This window comes from Flavobacterium circumlabens, from assembly GCF_004345565.1.
Classification (GTDB): Bacteria; Bacteroidota; Bacteroidia; order Flavobacteriales; family Flavobacteriaceae; genus Flavobacterium; species Flavobacterium circumlabens.
This window is the reverse complement of sequence record NZ_SLWA01000008.1, coordinates 40877-64909: the sequence shown is the minus strand read 5'-3', so window position 1 is coordinate 64909 and position 24033 is coordinate 40877. Positions and strand designations below refer to the sequence as shown.

The 24033-nt window shown below is 36.8% G+C and carries 23 protein-coding genes; 4 read left to right on the top strand and 19 right to left on the bottom strand.

The window, feature by feature from the left end:
* Window positions 1-2: 2 nt before the first annotated feature.
* The 10 genes from EV142_RS17860 to EV142_RS17815 form a co-directional block, all read right to left on the bottom strand.
* Window positions 3-554 carry an RNA 2'-phosphotransferase gene (locus tag EV142_RS17860; protein WP_132037210.1) on the bottom strand — a complete coding sequence of 184 codons (552 nt, stop codon included), beginning with the start codon at window positions 552-554 and terminating at the stop codon, window positions 3-5.
* Window positions 547-1194 carry a DUF4291 domain-containing protein gene (locus EV142_RS17855; protein ID WP_132037209.1) on the bottom strand — a complete coding sequence of 216 codons (648 nt, stop codon included), beginning with the start codon at window positions 1192-1194 and terminating at the stop codon, window positions 547-549. Before EV142_RS17855 ends, EV142_RS17860 begins: the two co-directional genes overlap by 8 nt.
* A gap of 59 nt (window positions 1195-1253) precedes the next feature.
* Window positions 1254-1724: a macro domain-containing protein gene (locus EV142_RS17850; protein ID WP_132037208.1), complete on the bottom strand. Its 471-nt coding sequence runs from the start codon at window positions 1722-1724 to the stop codon at window positions 1254-1256.
* A gap of 12 nt (window positions 1725-1736) precedes the next feature.
* Window positions 1737-2150: an ADP-ribosylation/crystallin J1 gene (locus tag EV142_RS17845; RefSeq protein WP_132037207.1), complete on the bottom strand. Its 414-nt coding sequence runs from the start codon at window positions 2148-2150 to the stop codon at window positions 1737-1739.
* A 7-nt stretch (window positions 2151-2157) separates the two neighbouring features.
* The gene (locus tag EV142_RS17840) at window positions 2158-2685 is read right to left on the bottom strand and encodes an NADAR family protein (RefSeq protein ID WP_132037206.1); all 528 of its coding nucleotides are present in this window, start codon (window positions 2683-2685) and stop codon (window positions 2158-2160) included.
* Between the two features lie 3 nt (window positions 2686-2688).
* Window positions 2689-3510, bottom strand: coding sequence for a TIGR02452 family protein (locus tag EV142_RS17835; RefSeq protein ID WP_132037205.1), 822 nt, complete (start codon window positions 3508-3510; stop codon window positions 2689-2691).
* A complete protein-coding gene (gene prs / locus EV142_RS17830; RefSeq protein WP_132037204.1) occupies window positions 3507-4334 on the bottom strand; it encodes a ribose-phosphate diphosphokinase in 828 nt (275 codons plus the stop codon). Before prs ends, EV142_RS17835 begins: the two co-directional genes overlap by 4 nt.
* A 72-nt stretch (window positions 4335-4406) precedes the next feature.
* Window positions 4407-5099: an NUDIX hydrolase gene (locus EV142_RS17825; RefSeq protein ID WP_132037203.1), complete on the bottom strand. Its 693-nt coding sequence runs from the start codon at window positions 5097-5099 to the stop codon at window positions 4407-4409.
* 114 nt (window positions 5100-5213) lie between these two features.
* Entirely contained in the window at window positions 5214-5417 is a 204-nt protein-coding gene (locus EV142_RS24435) for a PKD domain-containing protein (protein ID WP_238698760.1), read from the bottom strand.
* A gap of 241 nt (window positions 5418-5658) precedes the next feature.
* Window positions 5659-6564, bottom strand: coding sequence for a LysR family transcriptional regulator (locus tag EV142_RS17815; RefSeq protein ID WP_132037201.1), 906 nt, complete (start codon window positions 6562-6564; stop codon window positions 5659-5661).
* 85 nt (window positions 6565-6649) lie between these two features.
* On the opposite strand from EV142_RS17815, the gene EV142_RS17810 reads away from it, so the two are divergent.
* The 3 genes from EV142_RS17810 to EV142_RS17800 all read left to right on the top strand — a co-directional run bounded on the left by EV142_RS17810 (window position 6650) and on the right by EV142_RS17800 (window position 10025).
* Window positions 6650-7414, top strand: a complete 765-nt coding sequence (locus EV142_RS17810) for a type 1 glutamine amidotransferase domain-containing protein (protein ID WP_162304652.1) — start codon at window positions 6650-6652, stop codon at window positions 7412-7414.
* A 95-nt stretch (window positions 7415-7509) separates the two neighbouring features.
* The gene (locus EV142_RS17805; protein ID WP_132037200.1) at window positions 7510-8667 is read left to right on the top strand and encodes an iron-containing alcohol dehydrogenase; all 1158 of its coding nucleotides are present in this window, start codon (window positions 7510-7512) and stop codon (window positions 8665-8667) included.
* Between the two features lie 362 nt (window positions 8668-9029).
* Window positions 9030-10025 carry an NAD(P)H-dependent glycerol-3-phosphate dehydrogenase gene (locus EV142_RS17800; protein ID WP_132037199.1) on the top strand — a complete coding sequence of 332 codons (996 nt, stop codon included), beginning with the start codon at window positions 9030-9032 and terminating at the stop codon, window positions 10023-10025.
* Window positions 10026-10208: 183 nt separating this feature from the next.
* On the opposite strand, the gene EV142_RS17795 is transcribed toward EV142_RS17800, so the two are convergent.
* From EV142_RS17795 to EV142_RS17780, 4 genes are all read right to left on the bottom strand, one after another.
* The gene (locus EV142_RS17795; protein ID WP_132037198.1) at window positions 10209-10616 is read right to left on the bottom strand and encodes a hypothetical protein; all 408 of its coding nucleotides are present in this window, start codon (window positions 10614-10616) and stop codon (window positions 10209-10211) included.
* Window positions 10617-10753: 137 nt separating this feature from the next.
* Window positions 10754-11773, bottom strand: coding sequence for a phenylalanine--tRNA ligase subunit alpha (gene pheS, locus EV142_RS17790; RefSeq protein ID WP_132037197.1), 1020 nt, complete (start codon window positions 11771-11773; stop codon window positions 10754-10756).
* A gap of 99 nt (window positions 11774-11872) precedes the next feature.
* Window positions 11873-12322 (bottom strand): hypothetical protein, encoded by a 450-nt coding sequence (locus tag EV142_RS17785; protein WP_238698761.1) that lies wholly within the window; start codon window positions 12320-12322, stop codon window positions 11873-11875.
* A 170-nt stretch (window positions 12323-12492) separates the two neighbouring features.
* The gene (locus tag EV142_RS17780) at window positions 12493-12849 is read right to left on the bottom strand and encodes a hypothetical protein (RefSeq protein ID WP_132037195.1); all 357 of its coding nucleotides are present in this window, start codon (window positions 12847-12849) and stop codon (window positions 12493-12495) included.
* Window positions 12850-13182: 333 nt separating this feature from the next.
* Here EV142_RS17780 and EV142_RS17775 point away from each other — a divergent pair, with 333 nt between their 5' ends.
* Window positions 13183-13734, top strand: coding sequence for a CvpA family protein (locus EV142_RS17775; protein ID WP_132037194.1), 552 nt, complete (start codon window positions 13183-13185; stop codon window positions 13732-13734).
* A gap of 79 nt (window positions 13735-13813) precedes the next feature.
* On the opposite strand, the gene EV142_RS17770 is transcribed toward EV142_RS17775, so the two are convergent.
* The 5 genes from EV142_RS17770 to EV142_RS17750 form a co-directional block, all read right to left on the bottom strand.
* Window positions 13814-16222 carry a glycoside hydrolase family 95 protein gene (locus tag EV142_RS17770; protein ID WP_132037193.1) on the bottom strand — a complete coding sequence of 803 codons (2409 nt, stop codon included), beginning with the start codon at window positions 16220-16222 and terminating at the stop codon, window positions 13814-13816.
* 192 nt (window positions 16223-16414) lie between these two features.
* Complete coding sequence (locus EV142_RS17765; RefSeq protein ID WP_132037192.1) at window positions 16415-18364, bottom strand: sialate O-acetylesterase; 1950 nt, start codon at window positions 18362-18364, stop codon at window positions 16415-16417.
* Between the two features lie 100 nt (window positions 18365-18464).
* A complete protein-coding gene (locus EV142_RS17760; protein ID WP_132037191.1) occupies window positions 18465-19976 on the bottom strand; it encodes a cellulase family glycosylhydrolase in 1512 nt (503 codons plus the stop codon).
* A 179-nt stretch (window positions 19977-20155) separates the two neighbouring features.
* Window positions 20156-22393 (bottom strand): glycoside hydrolase family 3 C-terminal domain-containing protein, encoded by a 2238-nt coding sequence (locus EV142_RS17755; protein ID WP_132037190.1) that lies wholly within the window; start codon window positions 22391-22393, stop codon window positions 20156-20158.
* A gap of 45 nt (window positions 22394-22438) precedes the next feature.
* Complete coding sequence (locus EV142_RS17750; protein ID WP_132037189.1) at window positions 22439-24031, bottom strand: GH39 family glycosyl hydrolase; 1593 nt, start codon at window positions 24029-24031, stop codon at window positions 22439-22441.
* Between the last annotated feature and the right edge of the window lie 2 nt (window positions 24032-24033).

Genomic DNA, 24033 nt, shown 5'->3' with positions numbered 1-24033 from the left:
AATCAAAATTCAATATATTTTGCGGGAACTTCCTCTGTCAGCCAAACATTATTTTCAGACAAATAAAATTTAAATCCGTCTTTGAACATTTCTCCGCTTTTTATTGTTAGGATCTGAGGAACTCCTCTTCTACTTCCAACCTTTGTCGCCGTTTCTCTATCTTTGGAAAGATGAACATGTTGACGGCTCATTTTCTGCAAACCATCTTTTTTAATGCTTTCTATAAATTTTCCAACCGTTCCGTGAAATAAAAATTCCGAAGGCTCTGCTTCACTCAGGTTTAATTCAACCGAAATAGAATGTCCTTGACTCGCCCTTATTTTGGTTTTATCTTCATTAAAAGCAAAACGTTTTTTATCATTGTTTTCTACCACATAATCCAGAAGTTCCGTAGTTAATGTATTTAATGAATTTCCGTTTTTAGAGCATTTTTCAATTAATTCTTCAACATCTGCCCACCCGTTTTCATCTAATTTTAATCCGATGGTTTCCGGTGAATGTCTAAGAACCAAGCTTAGAAACTTGCTTACGTTTTTTGCTGTTTTTTCATTCATGATTTCCGGAAATTTTTAATTTTTTATTCAGTTCTTCATCCTTAAAAACGAATGGCTTTTCGGCAGGAACTATTAACTTTTCTAATTGTCCGTTTTGAACAAACGAATATTGCTCTTTTACAAATTCTGAAATATCTTCAATTAGCAAAATATCTTCTTTAGCAAAAGACTTTATAAAATCATCTCTTAAACCAATTTGAATGGCTCTTCTTTCTAACTTATTTCCGTAAGGATCATGATCCGGATCCCATTGCAATCTTACTGATGATGTTTTTACTTGTTCCTGCCATTCTTCGCGACTTATTTCAAATGACGCATCGTAAGAGGAATACACTGCATTTTGCAAATATTTATTGAATGCTGAAATTTGAAGATGAATTGCCAATACTACTTCTTGTCCTTCTTTCGTTCCCCAGCCGTTTCTGTACATCATCCAAAGAAAGTTTGGCTTGATCCAGGTCATTCTGGTAAGGCTAAATTCTCCACCAAAAAACTGATTCTTTGCTGCAAATTCTCCTATATCTTTTCGATACGATTGATAAACTATTATTTCTTCCTCATCATATTGAGCCATAATATGATAACCTGATTTTGGCCATACTGTTCTTTGCTCATCATATTTTTTTAATTCTATTTTCATTTATTTTGTACACAATATCTTCATTGTGCGTTTATTTTATTTTAATTAAAACAGTTTATCTAAAAATCATAAACTGTTACTTCTATGTTATTATCAGAAAGTGTTTTTAAGATAATCGGTTCTATCATCTCCCACTTTCCTCCTGCTAAACCACAGCCAATTCTTGGCATATGAATACTAGCTTTGTTTTCTTCTGCAAAAAGAGCAACTTGTTTTAAGCCTTCTTCAATTGCATCATATCTAATTGGCGCATTTCCGTTCTCATCTTTGTTAATTTTATGTTGACCAATTAAATTAGCCACCCAAAGATCTTCTTCAACCCGAACGAATTGAACTTTTCCCAATTCAAAATCATCTTTTGACTTAAACCATTCTCTATATTGATTTTCCGGTTTTTTCCATCTTTTGGAAATTGCCATTACAAATCCTTTTCCCCAACCTCCAATATCATTACAGACATGAACAATGATTTTATTATTTTCTGATTGAGGAGATGTTGCGTCTCCTTTTATGTATTTAATATCTTTCATAAAGTTCTAAAATCACTTTTTAAATCTATTTAGCTTATCTCTTAGTTCGCTATTTTCAGATATAAAAGAAAGTTCTGTAAAATAAACATTAACGACTTGTATTCCATTCACTATATTGAAATTAAACTCGCCTAAATCTTCAGATGGAATCCAAAGTTCATTATGATTTTTGTCTCCTACATTTTGAACTTCATATTTTTCTAAAAAGGCATTTTTAACTTCAAAAGCTGTAACAACTCCAATAAAACCGGAAAACTCATCAACCGTATTCCACTCAAAGGCAATTTGTTCAGCATATTCCTGATTCGTTACCGGATAAAAAATAGGTTGCCAATCTAATCTTGGAGGAAATAATTTGTAATCGGTCTCTGCAATTAGTTCCATTTCTTTCAATCCTACCGGACGATATAATCTTGTTGTTTCCATAATTTAATCATTTCAATTCATCCCTAACCTCCATCAAAGCAAAACCTAAAAGATTTAATCCCTTCCATTTTTCGGGATTATGAATATCCGTATGATCGGCTGCCATTCCAATTCCCCAAATAGGATCAACAGGACTCGCTTCAACCAGAATTCTTTCGTTGGTATGAATAAGAAATTCTTTTAAAGCTGCATTCTGACTGAACTTGTAAAGATTCCCTTGTCGAACAATTTCAAACCTGTTTTCCAACCAAACCGTATCTACATAGTTTTTAACTTCACGGCCAAGTTTTTTAGCTTCAGCCGGAGAATTGGCGTGGATTATTTTTTCGAAAATTGCTTTGTCACCAAACAATTCGGCTTTCTTAGCCATCATCCAGTGTTCGGCAGTTTTATACGTTACATTATCAACTTCAAAAGGACTTAACCACCACTGGCTGAAACAGGTTTTAGAAATACTTCCGTCTTTGTTGGGATGATGACCCCAGAAAAATAAAAACTTACTTTCCGCAGTTATATTTTCTATCTTATATTTCATTTTTTATTTTTTAAAAGCATCTTCGAAATGCCTGAAATTTGATTTTTTTTCAGAAGTGTCCAATACTGCAAAAACTATTTTTTTAAAAGCCCCTGCATATTTTTCTGAAATAACTTCTTTGAATAAATGTGCTACATCTTTTGGTTCATTTCTAAAAACACCGCATCCCCAGGCTCCCAAAATCAATGAGTCGATTTTTTGCTTTGAAGCAATGGCCAATACTTCGTCCATTCTCTTTCTAAAAACCTTTTCTATTTGTTCGATTTCTTCTTTCCTGTTATGTTGCAGCATCGCGCCTTTATTTGGTGCCGGCGATGTGATTATGTCTGCAACTAATGGTTTTTCAAGATAATTTCCGCTATCATCGTTCCAAAACAAAACATTGGGACTATAAATCATGTAATCTGAATATAAAAATGAAGATTGATTTTTATTAAAATCATACATCTTTTTATCTTTGATTTGCGTTTCATAAAGATTTGAGGACCTCGCCAAACTTTCTTCCTGAGCGGAAGCACCTCCTAAAAATCCACCGCCGGGATTTTTTGCAGAAGCGAAATTCAAGACACCAATTTTGCCATTTTCCTCTTGAAATATTGCTTCAATTGTCGAACAATTCTTTGAAACAATTTCTGTCTCAAACTTATTTTCAATTGGGATTTTCAATATTGCATCCCAATCTTCTGGCATAATTGTAAACGTATTTCCTATGGATTGTTTGAGTTCTTTTTCTATGTCAATCTTTTTCCCACTAAACTCATAAAAACCATTTTTCACAATTTCTAAGGTTTTATTGGCTATTTCTACTCTATAATTTTTATTCATAATTTCAATTTTACGACCTCCACCTTTTCTTCGTCAAAATCTTTAAAAGAATTCGTTGTGAATATTTTTTCAAAACAATCTAAAACTTCAAGACCTTTGTTGAAAATTCCGTGGCTTACTGCCAGATATAGTTTTCCTGCATTTTTGCTTTTTAATTCTTCCGCTAAACCAACAAATGTTCCTCCTCCGTCGCAAATATCATCGACAATCAAACAATCGATGCCCTGTAAATCGTCTTCATAGACCTTAAAACCAGATAGTTTTCCTGTTTTTACATCACGGCTTTTGCTGCACTCTACAACGTCAACACCACCTAGAAATTCAGAAACTTTGTAGATTTTTTTCAAAGCTCCTCCGTCGGGAGAAATTAATTTTACATCGTTGCCAATTGTCTTTATAACCGTTTGAATGAAAGTATGGTTTGGAATCACTTCGCAATTGTTAACCAATGCCGGTGTAACTTCAGAATGCGCATCAAAAACAAAAACTTTTTCTAACTGCATTCCGTTTATGATATCGGCATAGACTTTTACAGATAAAGGTTCCCCTTTGATCATTACTCTGTCCTGACGCGCTGCCGGAAAGTACGGAATAAAAAGACTTATCACTTTCACCTCCATCCGTCTTAAAGCATCTACTGTCAGGCACAATAACCCTAAATCATTGAATGAATTTAAACGATGTGTAATGGTTACAGCCTGATTAACATCAAAATCAGGATTAATTTTGATGTGTGGTTCTCCGCCTGAAAAAATAAAATTTTTAAATTCTATTTCTTTCTGACCTGTAAATGGTTTAAAATTGGGGTCTAAATTAAGTATCATAATCTTTAGTTTGCGTTAATTATACGCAAATATACATTTAATATTTTGTTGGACAATTGTTTTGTGTAAAAATTACGCAAACTTTATTTCAAAATGAAAGCCCTTTTCAATTAATTCATTGTATTTCAATTTATTAAATCTGAAAAGTTTTGCCGGACGACCGCTTTTTATCGGAGAAAAGTGCTCCGTTTGATCTAAAAAGCCGTAACTGAGTATTTTTTTCCTGAAGTTTCGACGGTCAATTTCCTTTTCCAGAATGGTGCAATAGAGGTTTTCAAGATCCGAAAACAGAAATTCATCCGGAAGTAAATCGAAACCAATGGGTTCGTAAGTCAGTTTTCCTTTTAGTCTTGCGATTGCACTTTTTACTATTAAATTATGATCAAAAGCCAAAGAAGGAATTCCATCTATTTTAAACCATTGCACTTTTTCGGCATCAGTATCTGCCTTAATTTCCAGATTTGAAGCATCTACCAGTGCATAATAAGCTACCGAAATAACACGGTTTCTGGAATCTCTTTTAATATCATCCCCAAAAGTGTAAAGCTGCTCCATGAAAGTCAGCTGTACATTGGTTTCTTCATGCAATTCTCTTATAACAGCATCGCTTAAAGACTCTTCCGATTTTACTAATCCTCCCGGTAAAGCCCAATATTTCTCGGCTGAACCAAATTTCTGTTCGATTAAAAGCACATACAAATTGTTGTTTTTATATCCAAAAACAATGGCGTCAACAGCAATTCGAATATTTTGAAAATTTTCCATAATTAAAAAATCATATCTCACAAATATAACGAATGAGAGTCAATTTCATAATTAATGCTTGTGCAATAAATCATGAAATTGACTCTCCTGTACATTTTGTTTTTCTATCTGCTTCTAGTCCACCGTCACCGTTCTCTTTAGCGTGGAAGTACATTCCGAACCCTCTTTTTTAATAGTTACATCGGCCTTAGCCTCATAGGTTCCAGCTGCAGTATACATATGGGCAACGACCGTACCCGCTCCGGTGGTTCCATCACCAAAGTTCCATTTTACTTCAGCTAAAGTTCCAGTTCCGGTATATTCAACGGAGTAATTCATTAGCTTTGGAAAATTGGTATCCGTCGAATTATGCAATTTAATATAAATTGATGCGGCCAGGCAATCAAATATTGCCTCATCCTCATGTTTACTACAGGAATTAATCCCGAAAAACACCAGCGTACTCATTAAAATCATTGTAAGCTTTTTCATCATTGGAAAGTTTAGTTAGTCTATCAAAATTATCCTTTTCAAACGATACACTCAAAAGAAAAAGAAGATTTTTTTACCTGTTTTAAAATTACAATCTGTTGCCAAAAAACAGCTTTAATTCTTTAGAAATACTGTCAAAAAAGGAATTCAAATTGTTGTTTTTGGCAGCGAGTACATACACAAACTCCTCCGGCACATGGAAGCTATTCCACAACAACTGCAGCTTATTTTCCTTAATATATCTTCTTGCATTACAATTCCAGGTTATAGCAACCCCAGAGTTTCTGGACAACATTTCGAGCATTTCAGATTCTGACGGAATAATATAATTAGGAACCATTGAGGGTCTTTTTTTATTAAACGCATGCAGCCAGAATAATTTTATATGCGAAATTCTCGCGTCATGGCAATACCATTTTTGTTCATTAAGCCATTGTTCCGTTTCTGTATAATTATCTGTTTTTAAGATCTGACGGAATTTTTCTGCATCTAAATTTAGTGGTGCCACCATGACCAGTTTAATTTTTCCGACGATTTCATATATAGTATCAAAAGTTTCAAATTGCTTCGTTAATATTGCAAAATCCAGTTTTTTAGCATCGACCAGGGCGAAAAGCGCATCATTATCTCCAAACGTAAAATCTATAAAGTCAAATTTTGAAATTAAAGTACTTCCCACACTATTAAATAAATCTTTTGAAACTCCAACAGAAATTAATCGCACCGAATCCTGGGCTTTTGCTCTAAAAGTAGTTTCGACATTTTCAAGGCGATCCAGTGCATCAATAATTAAATTATTGAGTAACTTACCGTACTCGGTAGCTTCTACGCCTTTTGATTTTCGATTAAATAATTTATTTCCAACATGCGCCTCCAGCATAGCAATCTGCTGACTTACAGCGGGCTGACTCATAAACAATTCTTTGGCGGCAATAGAAAAATTACCATTTTTATAAACCGATTTAAAAGTTCTGTACCATTCGAGATTTACCATGACATAAATATATTTATAACAAACATAGTTTATTTTATTTTTACCAATATCACTAATGGCGTAAATTTGTTTAAAATTAATGAACATGAAAAAAATAGCATTACTTGCGATCATAGCATTCACAGCCGTAAGCTTTTCCGCTACAGCTCAAAAATCAAATAAAAAAGGTATGAAAAAAGTATTATTTGTTGTAACCAGTAATGATAAACTGGGCAACACAGGAGAAAAAACAGGATTTTGGTCAGAAGAATTTGCTGCACCTTATTATGAGTTATTAGATCAGGGAATCGAAATTACAATTGCTTCTCCACTTGGAGGTCAGCCCCCAATTGATCCTAAAAGTGCGGATCCTTCTTCTGCGACCGAAGACACCAAACGTTTCGATGCCGATAAAACATTACAGGAAAAACTAAAAAACACGCATAAGCTTTCCACTATCAACCAGAAAGATTACGATGCTGTATTCTATCCGGGAGGTCACGGACCGCTTTGGGATTTAGTGGAAGATAAAAATTCAATTGCTTTGATCGAATCTTTTTACACGCACAATAAACCCGTTGCTTTTGTTTGTCACGCTCCTGCAGTGTTGAAAAATGTAAAAGTAAAAGGCGAATATTTGGTTAAGGGTAAAAAAGTGACCGGTTTTACCAATGAAGAGGAAGAAGCAGTGGGCCTAACCAAAGTTGTTCCTTTCTTACTTGAAGATGCTTTAACTCAAAATGGCGCAAAATTCTCTAAAATAGGAAACTGGCAGCCTTACGCTGTTGAAGACGGGCTTTTAATTACAGGACAAAATCCGGCTTCGTCTAAATTAGTAGCAGGTAAATTATTACAACAATTAAATAAATAAGGTACTAAGATTCTAAGTTGCTAAGGTTCTAAGTAAAAACACTTAAATCTTAGCAACTTAGTAACTCAGAACCTTAGCACCTAAAAAAAAACACTATGCTAAACTTTGAATTATACAATCCGACGAATTTGATTTTCGGAAAAGGGCAAATTGAAAAACTTTCAACTTTAGTTCCAAAAGAGGCAAAAATTCTTTTGGCTTATGGTGGTGGAAGTATTTTTAAGAACGGAATTCACGAACAGGTCATCAACAACTTAAAAGGTTTTGACATTGTGGAATTTGGGGGAATTGAACCCAACCCACATTTTGAAACTCTGATGAAAGCTGTTGAAGTTATTAAAGCCGAAAAAATCGATTTTATTCTGGCTGTTGGCGGTGGTTCTGTTATTGACGGCGTGAAATTTATTTCGGCTGCCGTAAATTTTGAAGGAAATCCGATTGATATTTTACAAAAACGTTTGCTGATTAAGGAAAATGCAGTGCCATTTGGAACTATTTTGACATTGCCTGCAACGGGAAGCGAAATGAATTCCGGATATGTCGTAACAATTAAAGCAACTCAGGAAAAATTAGCTTCTGGTGGAAGTGCTTTATTTCCAAAATTCTCTATTTGTGATCCAACGGTTATTGAATCTTTGCCAAAAAGACAAATTCAAAACGGTGTTGTTGACGCTTATACACACGTAATGGAACAATATTTAACGTATCCGCACGAAGGTTTTTTACAAGACAGAATTGCCGAAGGAATTTTACAGACGTTAATTGAAGTTGGTCCAAAAGTGGTTGAGAATCCAACGGATTATGCTTTGGCTTCGAACTTTATGTGGAGCTGTACGATGGCTTTAAACGGTTTGATTCAAAAAGGAGTTCCTTCTGATTGGGCAACTCACATGATTGGTCACGAATTGACAGCTTTGTACGGTATTGATCATGCCCGTACTCTGGCGATTATAGGCCCAAGTTTGTACAAAGTAATGTTCGATACCAAAAAAGAAAAATTAGCCCAGTACGGAAGACGTATTTTCAACTTAACAGGTTCTGATGACGAAGTGGCCAGGGAAGCGATCAATCACACTGTGGCTTTCTTTCATACTATGGGAATGGACACCAAATTATCGCAATACACCAACGACTATGATAAAACTGCTGATTTCATTGTAAATCGTTTTGATGAAAGAGGCTGGAAAGGTTTGGGAGAAAAACAACTGATTACTTTAGATAAAGTAAAAGCTATTGTAGAGATGAGTTATTAATTCTCAGTCGCAGTTTACAGTCTCAATTGAATACCGCACTGTACACTGAATACTGAGACTGTAAACTGCGACTCAAAAGATAAGACACAAAAAAAGGCGTTCTTAATTTATTTAGGAACGCCTTTTTAAAATACTAAAACAAAACTAACTAACTCAATTTTTGCTAAACTCATTAAAATTCTAATTTGTAAACACTTAGAACGTACGGATTACAATTTTATTGTGTTCCTGTTAAAATATTTTCATCTTTATTTTAAAGTCCCTGAAAACCATTGCAATTAAAGGACGTTTTTAAATTTCTTAAATCAGATTTTGTATTATTACTACATTATTAAGTACTTTTGTTTTAAATTATTAAAATAATGAGCGAAAATTTAAAATTTGCAGTAATTGGAGGAGGAAGTTGGGCTACGGCAATTGCAAAAATGCTTTGTGTAAATCTTTCCGAAATTGCGTGGTACATGCGCAACGATGCTGCCATAGAACACATTGAAAAATACAAACACAATCCAAATTATTTAAGTTCGGTTGAATTTGACACCAAAAAACTTAAACTGACCAACAATATAAATGAAGCTGTTGAATATGCAGATTATGTAATTTTTGCTATTCCTTCTGCTTTCCTGGATGCAGAACTTAAAAACCTAACGGTTTCTTTAGCTGATAAAATTATTTTTTCTGCTATTAAAGGTATTGTTCCGGAAACCAGTTTAATCGTTGGGGAACATTTCCACATTCAATACGACATTCCTTATTATAACATTGGTGTAATTACAGGTCCCTGTCACGCTGAAGAAGTAGCATTAGAAAGACTTTCTTATCTGACCATTGCCTGTGGCGATCCTGATAAAGCCAGTATTGTGGCCAAATCACTTTCCGGAAATTACATTAAAGCCAAAATTTCAGATGATATTATCGGTACTGAATATGCTGCAATGCTTAAAAACATTTACGCTATTGCTGCCGGAATTGCACATGGTTTAGGCTATGGAGATAATTTTCAATCGGTTATGATGAGTAACGGAATTCGCGAAATGAAGAAATTCATCAGAAAAGTACATAAAATGAAACGTAACATCAATGATTCTGCTTATTTGGGCGATTTATTGGTTACGGGCTATTCTGTATTTTCGAGAAACAGAATGTTCGGAAACATGATCGGAAAAGGGTATACGGTAAAAAGCGCCATGATGGAAATGAGCATGGTGGCCGAAGGGTATTACGCCACCAAAAGTGCCTATAAACTAAATCAGGGTTATGGTGCCAAAACGCCAATTATAGATGCCGTTTACAGCATTTTATATGAAGGTAAAGATGCTAAATCGGTTTTCAAAAAACTAACGGAATCCTTAGATTAGTGTTCAGTCGCGGTTTACAGTCTCAGTTTGTAGTGCCGGTAAACTTTGAAAAATAAAAAAAAAGGAGTCAAAATAACTAAGTTATTTTGACTCCTTTTTTACTTAAAATGTCATCATTCAGACTGTCAACTGTGACTAAGATTGCGACTGAAGACTGAAAACCGCGACTGAAAACTAAAAAAATCACTTCACCATAATCCCATCCACAAACAAAATCGGCACTTCTTCCGTATTGTTATCGTTGATTAGATTTGATTTGAAGATGAATTTCTTGTCGTATAACGTATTTCCGATAAAAAATGTTACCATGAATTCGTTATTTAACACCAAAAGGCTTTTTTCAATCATTTCGATTTTCACTACAGAAACAGCAGGAACTTCAACAAAAGCATGACGTAAAACAGACGTTTTTTTCATTTCGCCGTCTATTGTTCCAAATGCTTTAGAAACGACCATTACGCTGTCTAAATTAAAGTCGCTGTCGTTGATCAGATAAGCGTACCATACTTTTTCCATAAAATCATCGCTCCATTCCTGAACGGCAGCAAGGAATACATTTTCTACTTCCGGGATTGTTATGTCTTTTTTCATTTTTGTTAAAAGCTTTAAAACCTTTGTCAAAGTCTAAACTTCAACAAAGGTTTATTGTATTGTAATTAATACTGATTTACGGCTTTAAATCTTCCAGATTAATCTGAAATATAAAGTCTTCCATCTAATATCTGGAATTATATATTCGATTTAAATTGCTCTAGGAAACGAACGTCATTTTCGTAAAACATACGGATATCGCCAATTTGATACAACAACATCGCGATACGCTCTACTCCCATTCCGAAAGCAAAACCGTTGTATTCATCCGGATTGATATCACAGTTTTTAAGAACGTTTGGATCTACCATTCCACATCCTCCAATTTCCAGCCAGCCTGTTCCTTTTGTGATACGATAATCGGTTTCGGTTTTTAAACCCCAGTAAATATCAATTTCGGCACTTGGTTCTGTAAACGGGAAATAAGACGGACGTAAACGGATTTTTGATTTTCCGAACATTTCTTTTGTGAAATAAAGCAAAGTCTGCTTTAAATCTGCGAATGAAACGTCTTTATCAATGTACAATCCTTCTACCTGATGGAAAATACAGTGCGAACGTGAAGAAATAGCTTCGTTACGAAAAACACGTCCCGGAGAAATCGTACGGATTGGCGGTTTGTTATTTTCCATGTAGCGCACCTGTACAGATGAGGTATGCGTACGCAACAACACGTCAGGATTGGTCTGAATGAAAAAGGTATCCTGCATATCACGTGCCGGATGGTATTCCGGTAAGTTTAAAGCGGTAAAGTTATGCCAGTCGTCTTCGATTTCCGGTCCTTCGGAAACGTTGAATCCGATGTTCGCGAAAATATCTATAATCTGATTTTTAACTATCGAAATAGGATGACGTGAACCTATAATTACCGGTTCAGCCGCACGTGTTAAATCACCAAAAATCCCTTTAGACTCTTCTTTGCTTTCTAATGCGTCAACAATTGCTTTTACTTTATCTTCAGCGGTTGTTTTTAATGCATTTATAACTTGTCCGAATTCTTTCTTCTGATCGTTTGGTACGTTTTTAAATTCAGCAAAAAAGTCATTCAAAACGCCTTTTTTTCCTAAGAATTTAATACGGAATGCTTCCAGCTCTGCAGCATTTTCTGTTGAAAAAGCTTCTGCTTCGCCAATATAGTCTTTTATCTTATCTATCATTTTCCTTCAATAATTGAGAATACAAATTTACATAATTTGTTTCAAGTTTAAAGTCTAAAGTTTAAAGTTTCCTTTGCAAGCCATGATATTCATTCATAACTATTTTATCAGACTTATTTTGCTTTCTATTTCCTGCACTTTTTTGAGCCAAAAATCTATTCCATCCTGATTCTTAACAATCTCTTTTCTAAAGTTTGATGAAATAGTACCTAAGTTTACCCAGTTTCTCTGATTTTCTTTATCGTGCTCCGCTTTAGTGGTGGGTTCTATTCTCATTCTCCAAAAATCAATATTTTTAAGATACTTCGTTTTTAAATATTCAAAATATTCAATTAATTTTTCTTTTGAATTAGGAATGTATCCCGGACCGCTGCAGCCGCAAGAATGAAAAGCAATTCCAACAGAATATAAACTTTTCAAATGTTCCCATTTTTTAAGATCATCCTTTTTTGGTGATTCAAAATCAAGACCCATATTGGCCATTAAATCCCCGCATTGTGGGCACTTTGCTTCGAGAACCGATTTCTCGCCTCTTTCTATATCATTCATCAATCTTCTCTTAAATGTCTTACGACAATTAAAACAAGCATAATGTGGTTTATAGGAAACCATTGCATATCTACACATCTTTTTTTAAATTTTAAAGTCACGCTTTCAGTTTACAATTAACAGGCACTGAAAACTGAGACTATGACTGAGACTGAGACCGAGACTAAAACCTACTCAATAACTTCTCTTTCTAAAAAATAATTTACAATCGCTTCTTTCATTAAAACCGATTGCTCCCCTGCTTTTAGTGGCGGTAGTTCTTCTTTTACCTTATAATGCGGCCAGCCTTCTTCATCAAAAAATTCGAATTCATAAAAACCATACGGCTCCAATAATCGGCAAATCGCAATGTGCATCAAATTAAGTTTTTCATCTTTTTTGAATTCACGATGTACTTTTCCGAGTTCCTGAACGCCAATCAGGTAAATAATGGCATCTAAATCAAGGTCTTCGCCTTGTGAGAATTGATTTGAAAGTATGTTGACGAGCTTTTCCCAACGCTCTTTTAGTTGTGTATCTCTGGACATTTTTATTTTATTTTAGATTTTAGATTTTAGACTGCGCAATGATTTAATGATTATTTAAATCTAAAAGCAACAATCTGAACCCTAAAATTTTTAGTGCAAAGATAGGAACTTCAATCCAAAGACCTAGAATTAACTGTTTGTACTATTGTATTGAATAAATTATCCACTGATTTAGCGGGTTTAACGGATTAACACCGGTTATTTTTGGTTTATGTATTCTTTTAAATAAAAGGCATACAAAATCAAACCTATGAACCTTTGTATCTCTGAACCTTTGTCCCTTAAAAATTGGATAATTCTTTTATATTTGCGCCTCAGTAAAACAAAGGAAATATGAGTTTTTTAGATATTATTTTAGGGGCACTTTTGGCTTTTAGCTTATACAAAGGGATTAAAAACGGACTTTTTGTCGAAATCGCTTCTTTTGTTTCTTTGCTGCTGGGAATTTATCTAGCGATAAAATTCTCTTCTTTCATGAAAGACCTGATTGCAAAACATGTCAGCTGGAATCCGACCAATATTCAGATTACGGCTTTTATCCTGACTTTCATCCTGGTTGTGATTGGCGTTTATTTACTGGCCAAATTCCTAACCGGAATTGCTGATTTTGCGATGCTGGGATGGGCGAATAAATTAGGCGGCGGTTTTTTCAGGGTTTTGAGAACAATCCTGATTCTGAGTATTGTAATTGCTCTTTTTGAAAAAATAAACTTCAACAATATTTTCGCCAAAAAAGAAACTCTAGATAAATCAGTCTTTTACAATCCGATTAAGAAAGTAGCGGCTTACGTTTATCCTTCGATTGAAAAATGGTACGAGGTTTTTAAAGAAAGTCAAAAGAAAAACGATAAAGAAAAAGAAACTGAAGCTTCTGCAAAAGAATAATATCCGTAACGATTAAACCCGACAGGTTTTAAAATCTGTCGGGTTTACTTTTTTTATCAGGCGTTTTCAAAAGCAGTATCTACCAGTTTATTTCCAGTTGCTGTCCTTTTTTCAAAACGACATTTTCTTTTTTATCTCCGTTAATCAGGGTTGTTTTCCCTCCTGTTTTGGAAGAAACTGAAACTTTTTTCAGCATTTTATTCTCCCATTGCATTTCAATTTCAAATCCGCCACGGGCACAGATTCCTTTTAAAGAACCGCTTTCCCAGGCGTCAGGTAAGGCCGGCAATAACCTGATTTCGTTTTCATCCGATTGCACCAGCATTTCTGCAACTGCAGCCGCACCGCCAAAATTCCCGTCGATCTGAAAAGGCGGGTGCGCATCGAATAAATTAGGATACGTTCCTCCTCCTCTTCTTGGTGTTTTTGTTTTTTTACCATCCGGATCTACGTATCGCAATAATTCCCGGAACATTTTGTACGCGCGATTGCCATCCCACAGTCTTGCCCAGAGATTAATACGCCAGCCTTTTGACCAGCCTGTCGTTTCATCTCCTTTTATTTCGAGCGTCTGTCTGGAAGCATTCGCTAAATCCGGTGTTTTTAATGGCGTGATATGATCGCCCGGAAAAAGTCCGAACAATTGGGATTGATGACGGTGCTTGGGGTCTTCGTCATTCCAGTCGAAATACCATTCCTGCAGATTTCCTTTTTTACCAATTTGATACGGGTGCAATCTAGAAAGTGCCGTTTCGAGCTTTGTCCTGAAATCGGCATCGGTATTTAAAACTTTTGCTGCTTTAATGGTTTTCTCAAAACATTCGCGGATCATGGCCAGATCGGCTGTTCCGCCATACATCGTTGATCCGATAAAACCATCGGGGGCGATGTATTTATTTTCGGGAGACGTAGATGGCGATGTTATTAATTTACCGTTTTTATCGGTAATCATCCATTCCAAAAAGAATTCTGATGCACCTTTCATAATTGGATACCCTTCTTTTTTCAGGTATTCTTTGTCCTGCGTAAAAACATAATGTTCCCAGATATGCGTACTGAGCCACGCACCCGATAATGGCCAGCAGGCCCAGCTTGTATCTTCTTTTCCAAATTGCCCCACAGGATTTGACATTGCCCAGATATCTGAGTTATGAGCTGCTGCCCAGCCTTTGTTTACTCCATAAAAAGTCTTTGCCGTCACTTTTCCGGTTACGGAAAGGTTTTTTATAAAGCTCAAAAGCGGCAAATGCATTTCTGAAAGATTGGTGTTTTCGGCCAGCCAGTAATTTTCCTCCAGATTGATATTCATCGTATAATTACTGCTCCAGGGCGGATTAAGATAAGGATTCCAGATGCCTTGCAAATTGGCCGGAACACCCATTGTCCTTGAACTGCTGATGAGCAGATAACGCCCGTACTGAAAATACAGGATTTCTAAGTTTTTATCTTCTTTTCCGTCAGCGTAGCGCAATAAACGCTCGTCTGTCGGAAGATCCGGCGCTGTTGTTTTTCCTAAATCCAGATTTACCCGATTGTAAAATTTCTGATAATCTGCAATGTGATTTTCTTTTACTTTATCGAATGGTTTAGCAAAGGTTTTATTCAGGTTTTGCAATGCAATGGCGACATCGTCTACCCCTTCGGTGGCCGGATTTTTGTCAAAACCATTGAAACTTGTGGCCACAGAAACATAAATAATAGCTTCGGTTGCCTCTTTCAGGCTTAAAGTTTCTCTGGAATTTGTAATTTTTCCGTCTGTTTTTTTAATTTGAATTAAAGTGGTAAATCGCGTCCCTCTTTCTTTTACGTCTTTGTATTTTGGCAGAAGCGTGTATCCTGCATTTTCATGAATGGGCGCAAAACCAGTCATGACCAGAATATTATTTCTGACCTCAACGTTTGAATTTAATAAACTCTTTAAATTTATATCGAAATTCAGCCCTCCTTTTTCACTGCTGGTTAATTTGATAACCATGATCTGATCCGGTGCCGAAACAAAATATTCACGGGTAAATTTTACACCGTCCATTTCGTAACTTACTTTGGATATGGCATTCGAAATATCCAGTTCGCGGTGATAATTGACGGCTTTTCCTTTCTCGGAGTTATTAATTTCCAACGTTCCCAAAGGCGCAAACGACTCGGAGTTTTTACCCTGAATTTTTTTATTTAATTCTTCGGCCAGTTTGTAGTTTTCATTTTTTAATGCTTCCCGAATCGCCGGAATATTTTTATAGGCCTCAGGGTTCATATTTGCATTTACAGGTTCTCCGGACCAAAGTGTAGCATCGTTCAGATAGATTTTATCGGAATTGGCACCTCCAAAAACGGTTGCTCCCAATTTTCCGTTTCCTAAAACCAGGCTTTCTTCGAAGAATTCGGCCGGCTGATTGTACCACAAAACATGACTGGACTGAGCTGTTGCTTTGATACAGAAAGAAGTGAGCAGTAAAATGAAAAATGTTTTTTTTATGATGGTTAGATTCATAAGTTGGTGTTTTTTTGCTTTTTGATATATTTTTCGTTGAAGGACAAAAAACGATTTTTCTCCCTTTGTCCGCGTGAGGGATAGGAGCAATCCGCCGCGGCGGAGCGGATAGCCCGACCGCATCCCGATAAGAGGGCGCATGTACACCCTGTATGTTTGCCCTCTTATCGGGATGTGGTCACGCCCAAATATCTATTTACTGACTTTATATTTCTCGTTGACTGTTATCATTTCCCAATTATCGGTTCTGAATGGTGATGCCGGAAATTTTTCTTTATTGAAAAGATTGATTTCGGTATCGTCGTCTGCCCAGCCGTAATGAACGGAAACGGGATTTGGAACTTCAGGAGCGGAAACGATTATTTTGTTGTTTTGTATAATGGCTTTCGCCGGATGAAATACTTTGTCAGCACCAGCAATTTCGAAACCTTTTACATTTTCTGAATGATCGGAGGCCGTTAATCCGGATCCGGTATGATCGAAAGTGAGGACGATTTCGTTTCCTTTTGTTTCCATTGATTTATACATTGGACCACTAAAAACCTGTTTTTTACCATATACATTGTTCAGCGCGATCGCTGCCAAACGTAAACCAACATCCTGTTTGTTGGTCGGGTGAATGTCTTTTGCATTTCCGATATCGGTCGTTACGGCCATTCCGGTGTTGGGTAGTTTTAACGTTTCGGTTTGTGCTTCGCGAAGTTCAGCCCAACGGCTTCCTTTCTGACTGTTGCCTCCAAACTCGTTGAAAGTTGCTAACTGTACGAAATAGAAAGGGAAATTCCCCTGATTCCATTTTGTTCTCCAGTCTGTGATCATCAGAGGGAATGCTTTTTTGTACTGGCTCGCTCTCGTTACATTCGCTTCACCCTGATACCATAAAACACCTTCGAACGCATATGGAACAAGGGGATTTATCATGGCATTGTACAATAAGGACGGATAACTATTGGGAGATAAAGCTGTTTTCACGACAATTACTTTGAATTTCCAGTTTCCGTCAAGCGGAATTATTTTGGAACCGACTGTTAGTTTTAAATCTTCTTTTTCTCCGTAAATTCCGCCACCGCCGCTGTTGTCAACGATTCTTATGGCTATTACATTGATTCCTTCTTTTAAAACATTTGCCGGAATTTCATATACTCTTCTGGCATCCCAGGCTTTGTTTGTTCCCACTTCGATTCCGTTTACATAGGTGATGTCTTCATCGTCGATTTTAGCCAGGCTTATAACGGCTTTGTTTTTAATATCTTCTGCCGAAAGAGTAATGGTCTTACGCATCCAGACTACACCGTCTAAGTCTCCTAATGGCTGATTTTCCCATAGGCCAGGTGTGTTTAGTTCTCCCCAGCTTTTATCATTAAAGGCTGGATCTTTGAATGTGTTTTCGTTTGTAGTCGTGACTTCGGTTCCCTGAATTCTTTCTACTCTTTCCTTCATTTTGGCGGCGTACAATTTCGAAATTGAATCCATATTCAGAACCGGAACATCGGCAATAATAGCTTTGAATTCATCACTTTTCTGAAAGGCTTCGCGACTTGTCCAGGTTTCTACATTGGTTCCGCCCCAGGACGTATTGATGATTCCGATCGGGATTTTTAATTCGGCATATAGTTTTTTAGCGAAATAATACCCGACGGCCGTAAAATTACCAACCGTTTCTTTACTGGTGATTTCCCATTTTCCTTGTTTTAAATCGTTTTTTGGCGAACCGCTTAAATCTTGCGCTACTCCAAAATGACGAATCATTGGATAATTGGAATCGTTGATTTCCTTCTCGGCATTCACGGTTTTAAAAACCTGAAATTCCATGTTGGATTGTCCGCTGCAAATCCATACTTCGCCGACCAAAACATCTTTGATGGTGATTTTATTTTTTCCTGTAATGTTTAGTTCAAAAGGTCCGCCCGCTTTCTCAGGGTTTAAACTAACGGTCCATTTACCGTTTTTGTCGGTCTGAACTGTTTTGGTTTGTTTGTTAAAATGAATTTCTACTTTTTCTCCGGGATCTGCCCAGCCCCAAACCGGAATTGGTTTATTGCGCTGCAGCACCATTCCGTCAGAAAACAATAAAGGCATCCTGACATTTGCGTTGGCCATTATGCTGAAAACCAGAAAGAGAAAGATGATATTTTTCTTCATTTTTTTTATTTTAAAATTAAGTATAAAATATTTTACCGCAAAGTTCGCTATAGTTTGCGCTCCTTGCGGTAATCCTTGCGAACTTTGCGGTAAAATATTTTTATTGTAATCCTTCAATCAATGCGTTTAAGGCTTTGGTATCGAAAACCGTATTATTGGATCTGTTGAAGATTCCGAAACCCTTGTCTCCGGTGCTTCCTTCATCCCAATAAAAAGGTAATAATCCATTTGCTTTTGCTTGTTTTACAACTGTTTTCAGGTAGTAGGCTCTTGAATTCAAATGTAAGGTCAAAGCGTCTCCTGTTAAAGAAGTTCTGCGGATTGCTCCAAACTCTCCTAACAAAACAGGAATTCCCTTGTCTACAAACTGCGTTTTCATCAGTTTAAAATTATTCGCCAAGTCTGTTTCTTCTCCCCAGGTGGCATTACGATCCGGATCTGTTGCCGAATGAAATCCGGTTCCCCAGTAATAGAACATTTTTCCCCAGCTTTCATCTTTGGTTAAACCGGCAAAATTCCACGGAGAATAATAATGCACCTCCACCATCATGCGGTTGGCGATTTTATCTACAGGCAAATTAAGCATCAGTTTGTTTGTTTTTTCGATATCGGTTGCCGGCCCCTGAACTACGAGAGTTCGGTAAGCATTTTTTCCTCCGGTCGAACGAACGGCATCAATAAATGTCTGGTGATAAGAGGTTAAAACAGCCATTTGTACAGCATCTTCAACATTTGGTTCGTTGGCACTGGCAAAAAGCAAATGCTCATCAAATCCTCTGAAGTGTGTGGCTATCTGTTCCCAAAAAGCTTTTTGTCTGGCATTATTTTCTGCTTTTTTGGCTTCTGTGATATTATTTTCCAGCCATCCGCCGTCCCAGTGAATGTTAATGACCACATACATATCATTATCGACACAATATTGCACGACTTCTTTGACCCTGTTTAACCAGTCTATTTTTATTTGTGCTGTTGCCGTATTGGCTACATACTGATTCCAGGAACAAGGAATTCTAATCGCATTAAAACCATTTGCTTTTACAGCATCTATTAATGCTTTTGTCACTTTAGGATTTCCCCATGCTGTCTCTCCATTGGTTGCTTCCATCGTATTTCCAATATTCCAGCCCAGTTTTATTTTTGCTGCCAATTGTGCTGCGGTACTGCTCATTCCTGAAGCATCGGCTGCAATTGGATTGGTATTGTAATTCGGATACAAACCCGTTTCTACAACAGCCGTACCAGCCTGTGAAACCGAAACCTGTAACGGTGCCGCTTCTCCAGAACTGATTGTGATTGTAGCTGTTCTGGTGTCCTTTGTTTTGTTTTCTAAAGCTGTAATGGTTACAAGACTGGTTCCTTTAATTCCGGAAGTTTTACTCAACTTAATCCATGTGGCATCTGAAGCGCTTATCGTCCATGAGGTAACCTCTGCCGCGATGACAACATTTGTTTCGCTTTCTTTGGCTTCAAAATCAATTTTATTTGTATTTACCGTAAGCGTTTTTTGGATAGTGTTTTCCGACACTTCTTTTTCTGAACTACAGGCGAAAACACCGCTCACAACAATAAAAAGTGTGGCAGTAATAAGATAATTTTTTATTCTCTTTTCCATTTTATATAAATCAAAATTAGTTAAGGGAGCCGCTGACCCTCAGCCAACTCATTTCTACTTCATTCATTAAAACATTTCAAACTATTCGATTGAAATACCATATAAGTCATATAAGTATTTAAGTAAAACTTATATTTCCTCACATTACTTATATGGTCAAAACCGCTTTCCTGTTTTTTTTACTTAATGCTAATGGTAATTTCTTTTTTAATATCTCTCGAAGAATTTCCTACTTTCAAAATATATTTCCCTGGTTCAACAGTCCATTTTTTTGCCGTTACATCATAGTACGCCAATTCTTTCACCGGAACTTTAATGGTTACGGTATTGGAACTTCCTGTCTTAACGGCTGTTTTTTGAAACCCTTTTAATTCCTGTGCAGCACGTGTAATTTTCGAATCTGTTTTAGAAGCATATACTTGTACGACTTCTTTACCGTCGACTTTTCCTGTGTTTTTCACCTCAACAGAAACAGTAATTGTTTCGTTTAAGGCATACTCCGATTTATCTGATTTTGCGTTATCGAAAGCAAAAGTGGTGTAGGACAATCCGAATCCGAAAGGATATAAGGGCGCAATATTTTTAGTATCAAACCAACGGTATCCTATTAAAATCCCCTCTGCATAGGTAACCGTTTTTCCTCCGGGGAAACTGTTTGTCGCGTGTGCAGGGGAATCCATGATTTTTTTAGGCATTGTCCATGGTAATTTTCCCGATGGGTTTACTTTTCCAAGCAATACATCTGCCAACGCATTTCCACCTTCGGAACCATTAAACCAGCTCCACACCAAAGCGGACGTTTTTTTGCTGACAGCATCAATATCGAAAGGAGCCCCGGCCACCATAACCACAATAGTCTTTGGGTTTACAGCCAATACTTTCTGAATTAATTCTTCCTGACCGAATGGCAGGTTTAAGTTTCTTCGGTCAGAAGCTTCGGTTTCGTAATCACGGTTGGAACCTGCAAATATGATGGCAACATCTGATTTTTTAGCGGCTTCGATGGCTTCCTGCAATTTAGCCGGATCTAACTGGTCTATAGTAACCGGTCCATTTGAGGTAATGTTTCCCAGGTTTCCTTTATTTTTTTCATCGTAACGCTCTAAATAGCCTTCTGCATAATTTATTTTGATAGATGAAGGCAGTCTGTTTTTCAAGCCTTCTAGAGGAGTAACTTCTCTTTTGGTTTTTACACCGGCTCCGAATCCGCCTAAAGCATTTTTCTTCGTGGCATTGTTTCCAATTACTGCGATAGATTTTACACCGTCAAGTTTTAATGGAAGTGCGTTATTTTCATTTTTCAGTAATACTATATCTTCTGCTGCAATTTTGTAGGCATCCTGGTAATGTGCTTCTGTTGCAATACTTCCTTTAGCGCGTTCTCCGCCGCCCATTGCTTTGACCTGAAACAACATTCTTAAAATACGTTTTACATGCAGGTTAATTTCAGCTTCAGAAACCTCTCCGGACTTCACGGCAGCAATTAATTTGTCTGCCAGGAAAAATTCATTGAAAGGTTTTGGCGTTCCCATTTCAATATCCAGACCATTTTTTAATGATTTTGCTGTTGAATGCACCGCAGCCCAATCTGAAACTACAATTCCTTTGAATCCCCATTCGTCACGAAGGATTTTATTCAGCATATAATCATTTTCACATAAATATTCGCCTCTGAATTTGTTGTAGGCTCCCATTATACCGTATGATTTTCCTTCTTTTACAGCAGCTTCAAATGCCGGTAAATAAATTTCACGAAGCGCGCGTTCGTCAATTTGTACATCGACAAAATCACGGTTGGTTTCCTGATTGTTTGCTGCGAAATGTTTTACGCAGGCCATCACATCTTTTTCCTGTAAACCAACAATTAAGGGCACTGCAATTTTTTTGTTCAAAAACGGATCTTCAGACATGTATTCGTATGTTCTTCCTCCAAGCGGTGTTCGTACCATATTGATGGCTGGCGAAAGCAGCATGTCTTTATCCCTGGCGCGTAATTCTTCTCCTAAACTGCTTCCGAAAGTATGTGCCATCTCTGTATTCCAGGTAGCGGCCAAACCTCCTCCGGCAGGATAATAGGTTGCAAAATCGTTGGTTAAACCAGCGGGTGCCCAATTGTCACGAGAAATCTCTTCACGAACTCCGAGCGGTCCGTCGGCCATTTTTAATTCCGGAATACCCAGACGCTTTACACCACCGGTACTAAACATACTGTTCCCGTGCAGCATTCCGATTTTTTCTTCGATTGTCATTTGAGCAATCAGTTTATCTATTTCGGCATCATGTTCTGTGCCTATTTCTTTTCCTTGATATTCTTCCGTCTGAACCGATTCTGAACCTGAACTTTGTGTATCGTTTTTACAGGAACTAAATGCTATAAAAGCCAAAGCTGCCGACAGGAATATTATTTTATTTTTCATGCTTACTAAATTTATGGTGGTTTTTTGTGTTCGTTATTTAGGCGTTTATTGTTTGACAAGGTTCAGCAGAAAAACATCATTTTCATTTATGCTGAAATCCTTACTATAAGTTCCTTTTGAATCAATTATTACTTTTTCTGATGCCAGTAAAGCTCCACTGTTTTTCTCTTTAATTTGATGCACCTGCGCTACTGTTAATTGTTTTGGTCTTCCCATCGAGAGATAGTCTGCGTAAGCGTCATTGACTTTATAGCCTACTTTATAAATCTCTAAAATGTATTTTCCTTTCTGCAGTCCGTCGATTTCAATTTTTACTTTTCCTTTTTCCTTAGATGGTAAATCCTGAATGTAATAGTTCTGATTCAACACTTTATCTCCGGGATGCGTATTGGTGAAATCCCAAAATAAAAGCTGAACATCTCCTTTTGAATTTTTACAAACCCATGATGAAGTATCTTTATTTTCAAGTTCTGTTTCGCCTAATTTATTCAGAAAAGAATAGGAGAAATAAGCCGGTTTTTTAATCCCCTGAAGATTCAGCAATCCGAAGCCGCCATGAAAAGGTGTATATCTCGGGCCTGCTTCTTCGAAAATATCGGTAAAAACCCAATACGACATTGAGTTTGCAGCATTTCCAACCTGTTTTAGTTTCTGCAGAATATAAGCTGCCGAGTGATAACTATCATGAATGGGATCTGCGGGGGTATAGGAAGAACTCCATTCTGTATAATGCAATTCAAGATTTGGCTTAGCCGAATTCGCAATCTGCTGACGTGAATTCAGAACATCACCACTTACACTGGTATCTTCTTTATTTAAGATGGTTCCCGAAGTTCCGAATTCATCTAAGTAGCCACTTTTTACACCGTAGGTATGAGTCGAAATAAAATCTATCGGCACCTTATTTTTAGCACAAAAATCAATTGTTTCGGGAACCCATGCCGCTCCTGCTGTTGCAGGGCCACCAACTTTGTAAGCTGTGTTTACGCTTTTTATGCCGCGCGCTGCATACTCATATAGTTTAAAATAATCTTGCTGAGTACCTGTCCAGAATCCCGGCGAAAGGTTAGGTTCATTCCAAACTTCAAAATACCAGGTCTTAACTTCTTCTGCTCCGTAACGTTCGGTGAAATGAACCGTTAGATGTTGTATGAAGTCTTCCCATTTTTTATAATCTTTGGGAGGTGTAACATTTCCTTTCCACCAAAAAATGGTCTGTTTTCCACTAGCCAATCCTGAAGGCATAAAACCTAATTCTACAAAAGGTTTCATTTTGATACTCACAATAAAATCGAACAAAGCATCTACATACTGGTAATTGTATTGTGAATTTCCTTTTTCATCTTCATAATAAACAGCCATATCATCTGATAATAAACCGTGCATTCTGATGTATTTAAAATCACAATCTTTTTTAAGCATTGTTAATTGCTGCTGCCAGTCTGCCCTTAATCCTTCATTTGCTCTTCCGGCTCCGACGCATTCTTTAAACATGGTATTGAATGCTCCTGCCGATTTATTATAATCGACTTTTATAATCCGGTCTTCAGAAGATTTCTGAGCACCGGAATTCTGCGCGAACAATTGACCATTAATCAGGCTTATTAAAACAAAGAGTACGATTAAATTTCTTTTCATAA

Bases quoted from the DNA above. Each gene is read 5' to 3' on its own strand.
- EV142_RS17815 (WP_132037201.1), bottom strand. From the start codon at position 6,564: ATGGTAAATCTCGAATGGTACAGAACTTTTAAATCGGTTTATAAAAAT.
- pheS (WP_132037197.1), bottom strand. From the start codon at position 11,773: ATGATAGATAAGATAAAAGACTATATTGGCGAAGCAGAAGCTTTTTCA.
- EV142_RS17860 (WP_132037210.1), bottom strand. From the start codon at position 554: ATGAATGAAAAAACAGCAAAAAACGTAAGCAAGTTTCTAAGCTTGGTT.
- EV142_RS17795 (WP_132037198.1), bottom strand. From the start codon at position 10,616: ATGAAAAAAGACATAACAATCCCGGAAGTAGAAAATGTATTCCTTGCT.
- EV142_RS17800 (WP_132037199.1), top strand. From the start codon at position 9,030: ATGAGCGAAAATTTAAAATTTGCAGTAATTGGAGGAGGAAGTTGGGCT.
- EV142_RS17775 (WP_132037194.1), top strand. From the start codon at position 13,183: ATGAGTTTTTTAGATATTATTTTAGGGGCACTTTTGGCTTTTAGCTTA.
- EV142_RS17845 (WP_132037207.1), bottom strand. From the start codon at position 2,150: ATGGAAACAACAAGATTATATCGTCCGGTAGGATTGAAAGAAATGGAA.
- EV142_RS17785 (WP_238698761.1), bottom strand. From the start codon at position 12,322: ATGAATGATATAGAAAGAGGCGAGAAATCGGTTCTCGAAGCAAAGTGC.
- EV142_RS17805 (WP_132037200.1), top strand. From the start codon at position 7,510: ATGCTAAACTTTGAATTATACAATCCGACGAATTTGATTTTCGGAAAA.
- EV142_RS17755 (WP_132037190.1), bottom strand. From the start codon at position 22,393: ATGAAAAATAAAATAATATTCCTGTCGGCAGCTTTGGCTTTTATAGCA.
- EV142_RS17855 (WP_132037209.1), bottom strand. From the start codon at position 1,194: ATGAAAATAGAATTAAAAAAATATGATGAGCAAAGAACAGTATGGCCA.
- EV142_RS24435 (WP_238698760.1), bottom strand. From the start codon at position 5,417: ATGAATTACTCCGTTGAATATACCGGAACTGGAACTTTAGCTGAAGTA.
- EV142_RS17760 (WP_132037191.1), bottom strand. From the start codon at position 19,976: ATGGAAAAGAGAATAAAAAATTATCTTATTACTGCCACACTTTTTATT.
- EV142_RS17770 (WP_132037193.1), bottom strand. From the start codon at position 16,222: ATGAATCTAACCATCATAAAAAAAACATTTTTCATTTTACTGCTCACT.
- EV142_RS17825 (WP_132037203.1), bottom strand. From the start codon at position 5,099: ATGGAAAATTTTCAAAATATTCGAATTGCTGTTGACGCCATTGTTTTT.
- EV142_RS17835 (WP_132037205.1), bottom strand. From the start codon at position 3,510: ATGAATAAAAATTATAGAGTAGAAATAGCCAATAAAACCTTAGAAATT.
- EV142_RS17780 (WP_132037195.1), bottom strand. From the start codon at position 12,849: ATGTCCAGAGATACACAACTAAAAGAGCGTTGGGAAAAGCTCGTCAAC.
- prs (WP_132037204.1), bottom strand. From the start codon at position 4,334: ATGATACTTAATTTAGACCCCAATTTTAAACCATTTACAGGTCAGAAA.
- EV142_RS17810 (WP_162304652.1), top strand. From the start codon at position 6,650: ATGAAAAAAATAGCATTACTTGCGATCATAGCATTCACAGCCGTAAGC.
- EV142_RS17750 (WP_132037189.1), bottom strand. From the start codon at position 24,031: ATGAAAAGAAATTTAATCGTACTCTTTGTTTTAATAAGCCTGATTAAT.
- EV142_RS17765 (WP_132037192.1), bottom strand. From the start codon at position 18,364: ATGAAGAAAAATATCATCTTTCTCTTTCTGGTTTTCAGCATAATGGCC.
- EV142_RS17840 (WP_132037206.1), bottom strand. From the start codon at position 2,685: ATGAAATATAAGATAGAAAATATAACTGCGGAAAGTAAGTTTTTATTT.
- EV142_RS17850 (WP_132037208.1), bottom strand. From the start codon at position 1,724: ATGAAAGATATTAAATACATAAAAGGAGACGCAACATCTCCTCAATCA.